General features: G+C 69.5%; 9 protein-coding genes. 7 read left to right on the forward strand and 2 right to left on the reverse strand.

The features are described 5' to 3' along the window. Positions 1 to 51 precede the first annotated feature (51 nt). The 4 genes from ABZ128_RS12175 (at position 52) to ABZ128_RS12190 (ending at position 4950) form a co-directional block, all read left to right on the forward strand. Positions 52 to 2274, forward strand: a complete 2223-nt coding sequence (locus ABZ128_RS12175) for a polyribonucleotide nucleotidyltransferase (RefSeq protein WP_356847858.1) — start codon at positions 52 to 54, stop codon at positions 2272 to 2274. After that, on the forward strand, positions 2271 to 3650 hold the full coding sequence (locus ABZ128_RS12180; protein ID WP_356847833.1) for a pitrilysin family protein: 1380 nt from the start codon (positions 2271 to 2273) through the stop codon (positions 3648 to 3650). The genes ABZ128_RS12175 and ABZ128_RS12180 overlap by 4 nt, the downstream gene beginning before the upstream one ends. 73 nt (positions 3651 to 3723) lie before the next feature. Then, positions 3724 to 4479 (forward strand): 4-hydroxy-tetrahydrodipicolinate reductase, encoded by a 756-nt coding sequence (gene dapB / locus ABZ128_RS12185; RefSeq protein WP_356847834.1) that lies wholly within the window; start codon positions 3724 to 3726, stop codon positions 4477 to 4479. An 18-nt stretch (positions 4480 to 4497) separates the two neighbouring features. After that, positions 4498 to 4950, forward strand: coding sequence for a hypothetical protein (locus tag ABZ128_RS12190; protein WP_356847836.1), 453 nt, complete (start codon positions 4498 to 4500; stop codon positions 4948 to 4950). A 34-nt stretch (positions 4951 to 4984) separates the two neighbouring features. Here ABZ128_RS12190 and ABZ128_RS12195 read toward each other — a convergent pair whose 3' ends face one another. Beyond that, positions 4985 to 5545, reverse strand: a complete 561-nt coding sequence (locus ABZ128_RS12195; RefSeq protein WP_356847838.1) for a PH domain-containing protein — start codon at positions 5543 to 5545, stop codon at positions 4985 to 4987. Between the two features lie 46 nt (positions 5546 to 5591). Continuing rightward, a complete protein-coding gene (locus ABZ128_RS12200) occupies positions 5592 to 5831 on the reverse strand; it encodes a hypothetical protein (protein ID WP_356847839.1) in 240 nt (79 codons plus the stop codon). A 153-nt stretch (positions 5832 to 5984) separates the two neighbouring features. Here ABZ128_RS12200 and thyX point away from each other — a divergent pair, with 153 nt between their 5' ends. From thyX to ABZ128_RS12215, 3 genes are all read left to right on the forward strand, one after another. Then, the gene (gene thyX, locus ABZ128_RS12205; protein ID WP_356847840.1) at positions 5985 to 6725 is read left to right on the forward strand and encodes an FAD-dependent thymidylate synthase; all 741 of its coding nucleotides are present in this window, start codon (positions 5985 to 5987) and stop codon (positions 6723 to 6725) included. Between the two features lie 231 nt (positions 6726 to 6956). Then, entirely contained in the window at positions 6957 to 7856 is a 900-nt protein-coding gene (gene dapA, locus ABZ128_RS12210; RefSeq protein ID WP_356847841.1) for a 4-hydroxy-tetrahydrodipicolinate synthase, read from the forward strand. Positions 7857 to 7971: 115 nt separating this feature from the next. Next, positions 7972 to 9657, forward strand: coding sequence for a ribonuclease J (locus ABZ128_RS12215; protein WP_356847843.1), 1686 nt, complete (start codon positions 7972 to 7974; stop codon positions 9655 to 9657). Positions 9658 to 10011: the final 354 nt, after the last annotated feature.

Raw genomic sequence — 10011 nt, forward strand, 5'->3', positions numbered from 1 at the left:
CCGCCGCCACACGGGCCGCGGACGGAGACGACGAAAATGGAGAAAACGCTAGTGGAGAACGAGACCCACTACGCCGAGGCCGTCATTGACAACGGTTCCTTCGGCACCCGCACCATCCGCTTCGAGACGGGCCGTCTGGCCCGCCAGGCCGCCGGCTCCGCCGTTGCCTACCTGGACGACGACACGATGGTGCTTTCCGCCACCACCGCGTCGAAGAAGCCCAAGGACCAGCTCGACTTCTTCCCCCTGACGGTGGACGTCGAGGAGCGCCAGTACGCGGCCGGCAAGATCCCCGGCTCCTTCTTCCGCCGCGAGGGCCGCCCCTCCGAGGACGCGATCCTCACCTGCCGCCTGATCGACCGCCCGCTGCGCCCGTCCTTCAAGAAGGGCCTGCGCAACGAGATCCAGGTCGTCGCCACCGTCATGGCGCTCAACCCGGACCACCTGTACGACGTCATCGCGATCAACGCCGCGTCCGCGTCCACCCAGCTGGCCGGCCTGCCCTTCTCCGGCCCGATCGGCGGCGTCCGCGTCGCGCTGATCCGCGGCCAGTGGGTGGCCTTCCCGACGCACACCGAGCTTGAGGACGCCGTCTTCGACATGGTCGTCGCGGGCCGCGTCCTGGAGGACGGCGACGTCGCGATCATGATGGTCGAGGCCGAGGCCACCGAGAAGACCGTCACCCTCGTCAAGGGCGGCGCCGAGGCGCCGACCGAGGAGATCGTCGCCGCCGGTCTGGAGGCCTCGAAGCCCTTCATCAAGGCCCTGTGCAAGGCCCAGTCGGACCTGGCCTCCAAGGCCGCCAAGCCCGAGGGCGAGTTCCCGGTCTTCCTGGACTACCAGGACGACGTCTACGAGGCCCTCGCCGCCGCGGTCAAGGGCGAGCTCGCCCAGGCGCTGACCATCCCCGGCAAGCAGGACCGCGAGGCGGAGCTCGACCGCGTCAAGGACCTCGCCGCCGAGAAGCTCCTCCCGGCCTTCGAGGGCCGCGAGAAGGAGATCTCCGCCGCCTACCGCAGCCTGACCAAGGCCCTGGTGCGCGAGCGCGTCATCAAGGACAAGGTCCGCATCGACGGCCGCGGGATCACGGACATCCGTACCCTCGCCGCCGAGGTCGAGGCCATCCCGCGCGTGCACGGCTCGGCGCTGTTCGAGCGTGGCGAGACCCAGATCCTGGGCGTCACCACCCTCAACATGCTCCGTATGGAGCAGCAGCTGGACACCCTTTCCCCGGTGACCCGCAAGCGCTACATGCACAACTACAACTTCCCGCCGTACTCCGTCGGCGAGACCGGCCGCGTGGGCTCGCCCAAGCGTCGCGAGATCGGCCACGGCGCCCTCGCCGAGCGCGCGATCCTCCCGGTCCTGCCGACCCGCGAGGAGTTCCCCTACGCGATCCGCCAGGTGTCCGAGGCCCTCGGCTCCAACGGTTCGACGTCCATGGGCTCGGTCTGCGCCTCGACCATGTCGCTGCTGAACGCCGGTGTGCCGCTGAAGGCCCCCGTCGCCGGTATCGCCATGGGCCTGATCTCCCAGGAGATCGACGGCAAGACCCACTACGTCGCCCTCACCGACATCCTCGGTGCGGAGGACGCCTTCGGCGACATGGACTTCAAGGTCGCCGGCACCAAGGAGTTCGTGACCGCCCTCCAGCTCGACACCAAGCTGGACGGCATCCCGGCCTCCGTCCTGGCCGCGGCCCTCAAGCAGGCCCGCGACGCCCGCCTCCACATCCTCGACGTGATGATGGAAGCGATCGACACGCCGGACGAGATGTCCCCGAACGCCCCGCGGATCATCACCGTCAAGATCCCCGTGGACAAGATCGGCGAGGTCATCGGCCCCAAGGGCAAGATGATCAACCAGATCCAGGAGGACACCGGCGCCGAGATCACGATCGAGGACGACGGCACCATCTACATCGGTGCCGCCGACGGCCCGGCCGCCGAGGCCGCCCGCGCCACGATCAACGGCATCGCCAACCCGACCATGCCGGAGGTCGGCGAGCGCTACCTGGGCACGGTCGTCAAGACCACCACCTTCGGTGCCTTCGTCTCCCTGCTCCCGGGCAAGGACGGCCTGCTGCACATCTCGCAGATCCGCAAGCTCGCCGGTGGCAAGCGCGTGGAGAACGTCGAGGACGTGCTCGCGGTCGGCACCAAGGTCCAGGTCGAGATCGCCGAGATCGACCAGCGCGGCAAGCTCTCCCTGATCCCCGTGATCGACGGCGAGGCCGCCGGTGACGACGCTGACAAGGACGACTCCGACAAGTGACGTCGCGTAGTTCCCGTGTGACGGCCCGCCCCTCCTCCGAGGGGCGGGCCGTCGCCCGTACCCAAACCCTCCTCAAGGGCGAGAACGGCATCGGCACCGTCCGGCGCACGGTCCTCCCTGGCGGACTGCGCATCGTCACCGAGACGCTGCCCTCCGTCCGCTCCGCCACCTTCGGCATCTGGGCGCACGTGGGCTCCCGCGACGAGACGCCCACGCTCAACGGTGCCACGCACTACCTGGAGCACCTCCTCTTCAAGGGCACCGGCAAGCGCAGCGCCCTCGACATCTCCTCCGCGATCGACGCGGTCGGCGGCGAGATGAACGCCTTCACGGCGAAGGAGTACACCTGCTACTACGCACGGGTGCTCGACACCGACCTGCCGCTGGCGATCGACGTCGTCTGCGACATGCTCACCGGTTCGCTCATCCGCGAGGAGGACGTCGACGCCGAGCGCGGCGTCATCCTCGAAGAGATCGCCATGACCGAGGACGACCCGGGCGACTGCGTGCACGACCTGTTCGCGCACACGATGTTCGGAGAGACCCCGCTCGGCCGGCCCGTCCTCGGCACCGTCGACACGATCAACGCCCTCGGCGCCGACCGGATCCGCCGCTTCTACAAGAAGCACTACGACCCCACCCACCTGGTGGTGGCCGCGGCCGGCAACGTCGACCACAACAAGGTCGTACGCCAGGTACGCGCGGCCTTCGAGAAGGCCGGAGCCCTCGGGCGCACCGACGCCGAGCCGATCGGCCCGCGCGCCGGCACCAAGCGCATCCGCACCTCCGGCAAGGTCGAGCTGGTGGGCCGCAAGACCGAGCAGGCCCACGTGGTCCTCGGCATGCCCGGCCTGGCCCGCACCGACGAACGCCGCTGGGCGCTCGGCGTGCTGAACACCGCCCTCGGCGGCGGCATGTCCTCCCGCCTCTTCCAGGAGGTCCGGGAGAAGCGCGGCCTGGCCTACAGCGTGTACTCGTACACCTCGGGCTTCGCCGACACCGGCCTGTTCGGCGTGTACGCGGGCTGCCGTCCCAGCCAGGTCCACGACGTGCTGCAGATCTGCCGCGGCGAGCTCGACAAGGTCGTCTCGGAGGGGCTCACCGACGAGGAGATCAAGCGGGCCATCGGCCAGCTGTCCGGCTCCACCGTCCTCGGCCTGGAGGACACCGGCGCGATCATGAGCCGCATCGGCAAGAGCGAGCTGTGCTGGGGCGACCAGATGTCGGTCGACGACATGCTGACCCGGATCGCCGCCGTGACCCCCGACGACGTCCGCTCGGTCGCCCGGGACGTCCTGGCCCAGCGGCCGTCGCTCTCGGTGATCGGCCCCCTGAAGGAGAAGCAGGCCGCCCGCCTCGACGAAGCGGTGGCCTGAGACCCTGACACCCTGAGGGCGGGCACCGGCCGCCGGCCGGTGCCCGGCCCGTACGACAGGAAGCGAAGGAAGCATGAGCAGCAAGCTGCGCGTAGCGGTTCTCGGTGCACAGGGCCGTATCGGCTCCGAGGCGGTCAAGGCCGTCGAAGCCGCCGAGGACATGGAGCTGGTGGCCGCCCTCGGCCGCGGCGACAAGCTGGAGAAGCTGGCCGAGACCGGCGCCCAGGTCGCCGTCGAGCTGACCACCCCCGCCTCGGTCATGGGCAACCTCGACTTCTGCATCCGCCACGGCATCCACGCCGTCGTCGGCACCACCGGCTGGACCGAGGAGCGCCTCGCCCAGCTGGACACCTGGCTCGCCGGCTCCCCGGAGACCGGCGTGCTCATCGCCCCGAACTTCTCCATCGGCGCCGTCCTCACCATGAAGTTCGCCGCGCAGGCCGCCCGCTACTTCGAGTCCGTCGAGGTCGTGGAACTGCACCACCCCAACAAGGTCGACGCCCCCTCCGGCACGGCCACGCGCACGGCGCAGCTCATCGCGGCCGCCCGCGCCGAGGCCGGCTGCGCCCCGCAGCCCGACGCCACCGCCACCGCGCTCGACGGGGCGCGCGGCGCGGACGTCGACGGAGTCCCGGTACACGCGATCCGCCTGCGCGGCCTGCTGGCCCACCAGGAGGTGCTGCTCGGCGGCGAAGGCGAGACCCTGACCATCCGTCACGACTCCCTGCACCACAGCAGCTTCATGCCGGGCATCCTCCTCGGCGCGCGCCGCGTGACGCAGACCCCGGGCCTGACCTTCGGCCTGGAACACTTCCTCGACCTCGGCTGATGAGCAGGCAGTAGCACCATGCGCGCGAAGATCACCTACTTCCTCACGGCCGCCGTCCTGGTCGTCTACTTCGTCCTGGTCGGCAGCCGGGGCCTGATGCTGCTCCGGCAGGGCACCTGGCTGACCGTCACCTTCGGCGTGGCGGTGCTGGTCCTGCCCGTCATCGGTGTCTGGTTCCTCTGGAAGAACACCCAGTTCGTGCGGAAGGCCAACCAGCTCGCGAGCGAGCTGGAGGCCGAGGGCGGACTGCCCGTGGACGAGCTGGAGCGGGACCAGTACGGCCGGATCCTGCGGGATTCCGCCGACGAGGTCTTCGCGCGCCGCAAGGCCGAGACGGAGGACGCGCCGGGGGACTGGCGCAGCTGGTTCCGCCTCGCCGTCGCCTACCACGACGCCCGCGACACCCCGCGGGCCCGCAAGGCCATGCAGCGGGCCATCGCCCTGCACGACAGGAAGCCCGTACAGGTCTGATCCCCGTACGGGCTCCCGGGCCGGGCCCGCCGCCTCAGGCGGATACGGCCCGGTACTCCTCGGCCCAGGCCTCCACTGCGTCGGTGGCCCGGTCGAACGCCTCCGCACGCGCCAGGAAGTCGGCGTTGTGGTCCGTGAGCAGCACCGGCAGCTGGGCGCCGTCGCGCCCGGCCACCGTCAGGGCCTGCCCCTGTACGGTCCTCGGCAGGCCGAGCCAGCGCACCGGCTGCTGCGCGGTGCGGACCTCGGCGATCTCGCCCCAGGCGAGGGAGCGGGTCCTGAGGAAGCCGACCAGGCGCAGCCCCTTGGGGCTGACCCAGATCCCCGCCACCAGCAGCCGCAGCGCCGCCCCGATCACGCTGAGCGCGGCGACGGAGCAGACCACCGCCAGCGCCCCTGCGCCCGCGAACGCGATGATCATCGTGGCGAGCAGCATGAAGGCGGCCAGCAGGAGCAGCAGCGCGGCGCCGGCGACCCGCCAGGGGCCGGGCCGGTAGGGCCGGCGCCAGCGGTCCTGGTCTGCGTGGGCGAGTACCTCGTCGCCGTCCTCGTGCGCGTCGAACGCGCTGTCGGCCGTCAGGAAGGGCAGGGGCACGGCTGGACCTCACTCACATGCACGTTCGGTTGGGCTGCCCGTGAGGCTACCGCCCCCCGGAGGCCTCGGACTGCTGCGACGTGACGGGGTTCGGGTGGGGCTGCAGTGCCGGTACGCCGAAGAGCAGGGAACCGACGAGCCCCGCCACCACGGTCATCCCGACCAGGGTACGGGCGGCGAACTGCGTCCTGCTCAGACGCTCGCGCGGCGGTGGGGTGACGTTGCTGCGGAATCGGTCGGCCTCGGCGACAAAGGCGAACGGGACGGGTTCGCGCCGGCTGGACATGAGGGGACTCTCCTCGGGGTCGGAGTGGCTGTACTCACAAAGACGTGCGAACTGCCCGCCAGGTGCCCCCGATCGGGAAATCGATGCACGAGCCGCCCTGACGGGCGCCGTAGAGTGGGCGCGCCCCATGTGAGACGTTCGGAAGGACCCCCGGTGAGCGAGACCGCCGCTTCAGACCTGAAACCCAGCTTCCGCAGTGATGTGACGGTGGAGCTGGTGAAGCACTCCGCCGCCGACTCCGACGTGCTGTGGGCCGCCCGGGTCTCCACGGCCGGTGAACAGTCCCTGGACGAGCTGCAGAAGGACCCCGAGCGCTCCAAGGGCCTCATCAACTACCTGATGCGCGACCGTCACGGCAGCCCCTTCGAGCACAACTCGATGACCTTCTTCATCAGCGCCCCGATCTTCGTGTTCCGCGAGTTCATGCGCCACCGCGTCGGCTGGTCGTACAACGAGGAGTCCGGCCGTTACAGGGAGCTGGAGCCGGTCTTCTACGTCCCGGACGCCGAGCGCAAGCTCGTCCAGGAGGGCCGTCCGGGCAAGTACGTCTTCGTCGAGGGCACCGCGGCGCAGCAGGAGCTGACCGGCCGGGTCATGGAGGACTCGTACCGCCAGGCCTACGAGGCCTACCAGGAGATGCTGGCGGCGGGCGTGGCACGGGAGGTGGCCCGTTCGGTCCTGCCCGTCGGACTCTTCTCCTCGATGTACGCCACCTGCAACGCGCGCTCGCTCATGCACTTCCTCGGTCTGCGTACGCAGCACGAGCTGGCCAAGGTGCCGTCCTTCCCGCAGCGGGAGATCGAGATGGTCGGCGAGAAGATGGAGCAGCACTGGGCCTCGCTGATGCCCCTGACGTACGCGGCCTTCAACGCCAACGGCCGCGTGGCCCCGTAAGGCCCGGAACGGCGCGTGCGCACGGATGCGCGGAGCCCTGTCCGAAGTGTCCGTATTGCCACGTTTCGTAAAGTTCATCTAGGCTGATCAAACGGACCCGGCACTGCTTGAACCCCCGAGCAGGCAGTGCCGGGCTCCACACTCCTCCCGGCCCGCTTTCGGAAGGCGCACCACCCTGTTGACGTCCCCCGAGGGGACACCGTGAGCATGGCAGCGAGTAGCGTGTTACCCATGGCTCCGATCTCGACTCCGCAGACCCCCTTCGGGCGGGTCCTCACCGCCATGATCACGCCCTTCACGGCGGATGGCGCACTCGACCTCGACGGCGCGCAGCAGCTCGCCGTCCACCTGGTGGACGCAGGCAACGACGGCCTGATCATCAACGGGACCACCGGCGAGTCCCCGACCACCACCGACGCGGAGAAAAACGACCTCGTACGAGCCGTCCTCGAAGCGGTCGGAGACCGCGCCCACGTCGTCGCCGGCATCGGCACCAACGACACCCGGCACACCCTGGAGCTCGCCCGCCAGGCCGAGCGCACCGGCGCCCACGGCCTCCTCGCGGTGACGCCGTACTACAGCAAGCCGCCGCAGGAAGGCCTCTACCGCCACTTCACGGCCATCGCCGACGCCACCGGGCTCCCGGTCATGCTCTACGACATCCCCGGCCGCAGCGGTGTCCCCATCAACACCGAAACGCTCGTCCGGCTGGCCGAGCACCCCCGCATCGTGGCCAACAAGGACGCCAAGGGCGACCTCGGCCGCGCCAGCTGGGCCATCGCCCAGAGCGGCCTGGCCTGGTACTCGGGCGACGACATGCTGAACCTGCCGCTGCTGTCGGTCGGCGCGGTCGGCTTCGTCTCCGTGGTCGGCCACGTGGTCAGCCCGGAGCTCCGCGCGATGCTCGAAGCGCACCTGGCCGGCGACGTCCAGAAGGCCACCGAGATCCACCAGAAGCTGCTCCCCGTCTTCACCGGGATGTTCCGCACGCAGGGCGTGATCACCACCAAGGGCGCGCTGAACCTCCAGGGCCTGCCCGCGGGCCCGCTGCGGCTCCCGCTGGTCGAGCTGACCCCCGAGGAGACGGCCCAGCTCAAGATCGATCTTGCCGCCGGCGGGGTACAGGTCTGACACCAGACTTCACAACTGAATAAGCAGAACCCCACGAAAAGACACATGAAAGTGCACGAATGCATGCACGCCACGTGCCTACGAGGTACGTGGCGTGTGTGGTGAGGAGAGACTTTTGAGCCATCCGCATCCTGAACTCGGTCCGCCGCCGAAGCTCCCCAAGGGCGGCCTCCGCGTCACCCCTCTGGGCGGTCTCGGCGAGATCGGCCGCAACATGACCGTCTTCGAGTTCGACGGCCGGCTGCTGATCGTCGACTGCGGTGTCCTCTTCCCCGAAGAGGAGCAGCCGGGCATCGACCTGATCCTGCCGGACTTCACGTCCATCCGGGACCGGCTCGACGACATCGAGGGCATCGTCCTCACCCACGGTCACGAGGACCACATCGGCGCCGTCCCCTTCCTCCTGCGCGAGAAGCCGGACATCCCGCTCATCGGCTCCAAGCTGACGCTGGCCCTCATCGAGGCGAAGCTCCAGGAGCACCGGATCCGCCCCTACACCCTTGAGGTGAAGGAGGGCGACCGGGAGAACCTCGGGATCTTCGACTGCGAGTTCATCGCGGTCAACCACTCCATCCCGGACGCGCTGGCCGTCGCCATCCGCACCCCCGCGGGCCTGGTCGTCGCCACCGGCGACTTCAAGATGGACCAGCTCCCGATGGACAACCGCCTCACCGACCTGCACGCCTTCGCGCGTCTGAGCGAGGAGGGCATCGACCTCCTCCTCTCGGACTCGACGAACGCCGAGGTCCCGGGCTTCGTCCCGCCGGAGCGCGACATCTCGGGCGTCATCCGCGGCGTCTTCGCGGGCGCACAGAAGCGGATCATCGTGGCGAGCTTCGCCAGCCACGTCCACCGCATCCAGCAGATCCTGGACGCCGCGCACGAGTACGGCCGCCGGGTCGCCTTCGTCGGCCGCTCGATGGTCCGCAACATGGGCATCGCCCGCGACCTGGGCTACCTGCGGGTCCCGGCGGGCCTCGTCGTCGACGTGAAGACCCTCGACGACCTGCCGGACGACGAGGTCGTGCTGGTCTGCACGGGCTCCCAGGGCGAGCCGATGGCGGCCCTGTCCCGGATGGCCAACCGCGACCACCAGATCCGGATCGTCCCCGGTGACACCGTCATCCTCGCGTCGTCCCTGATCCCGGGCAACGAGAACGCGGTCTACCGCGTGATCAACGGCCTGACCCGGTGGGGCGCGAACGTCGTCCACAAGGGCAACGCGAAGGTGCACGTCTCCGGCCACGCCTCCGCGGGCGAGCTGCTGTACTTCTACAACATCTGCAAGCCCCGGAACCTGATGCCGGTCCACGGCGAATGGCGCCACCTGCGGGCCAACGCCGAGCTCGGCGCGATGACGGGCGTCCCGAAGGACCGCATCGTCATCGCCGAGGACGGCGTGGTCGTCGACCTCGTCGACGGCAAGGCCCGGATCTCGGGCAAGGTCCAGGCCGGCTACGTGTACGTGGACGGCCTGTCGGTCGGCGACGTCACCGAGGTCCACCTGAAGGACCGCCGGATCCTCGGCGACGAGGGCATCGTCTCGGTGTTCGTCGTGGTGGACAGCACCACGGGCAAGGTCGTGAGCGGCCCGAACATCCAGGCCCGCGGCTCCGGCATCGAGGACTCGGCCTTCACGGCGGTCGTACCGAAGATCGAGGAGGCCATCGCCCGCGCGGCGGCCGACGGTGTCGCCGAGCCGCACCAGATCCAGCAGCTCATCCGCCGCACGATGGGCAAGTGGGTCTCGGACGGCTACCGCCGCCGCCCGATGATCCTCCCGGTCGTCGTCGAGGTCTGACCCCCCGTCAGAGCCGTAGCGCCGTCACCGGAGCGGGGCAACCGGATTTGCATCCGGGGCCCCGCTCCAGTACGTTTACGGCTCCACCTCGTACGACACCCGTGCACATCCGTGTGCCCGGACGCGTCCCGCGAGCGGGTGGCCATCACGACTCAGATCACCTGATAAAGTCTGATCCACCCGAAAGGGAAAGGCCCCCCAACGGCCTCCAGAATTCAATTCCAACCCGGAAGCGGCGCGGAAATCCTCTGGTAAGGTGGGAATCGCCGGAAAGGGAAAACGCGAAAGCGAAGGACCTGGAAAGCGAAGCGGGACCGGCTCTGATAGAGTCGGAAACGCAAGAACGAAGGGAAG

This window comes from Streptomyces sp. NPDC006326 (genome assembly GCF_040612915.1).
Taxonomy (GTDB): domain Bacteria; phylum Actinomycetota; class Actinomycetes; order Streptomycetales; family Streptomycetaceae; genus Streptomyces.

What these genes read in the sequence shown, in the direction of transcription:
- dapB (WP_356847834.1), top strand. Translation starts at nt 3,724, where the DNA reads ATGAGCAGCAAGCTGCGCGTAGCGGTTCTCGGTGCACAGGGCCGTATC.
- dapA (WP_356847841.1), top strand. Translation starts at nt 6,957, where the DNA reads ATGGCTCCGATCTCGACTCCGCAGACCCCCTTCGGGCGGGTCCTCACC.
- ABZ128_RS12190 (WP_356847836.1), top strand. Translation starts at nt 4,498, where the DNA reads ATGCGCGCGAAGATCACCTACTTCCTCACGGCCGCCGTCCTGGTCGTC.
- ABZ128_RS12200 (WP_356847839.1), bottom strand. Translation starts at nt 5,831, where the DNA reads ATGTCCAGCCGGCGCGAACCCGTCCCGTTCGCCTTTGTCGCCGAGGCC.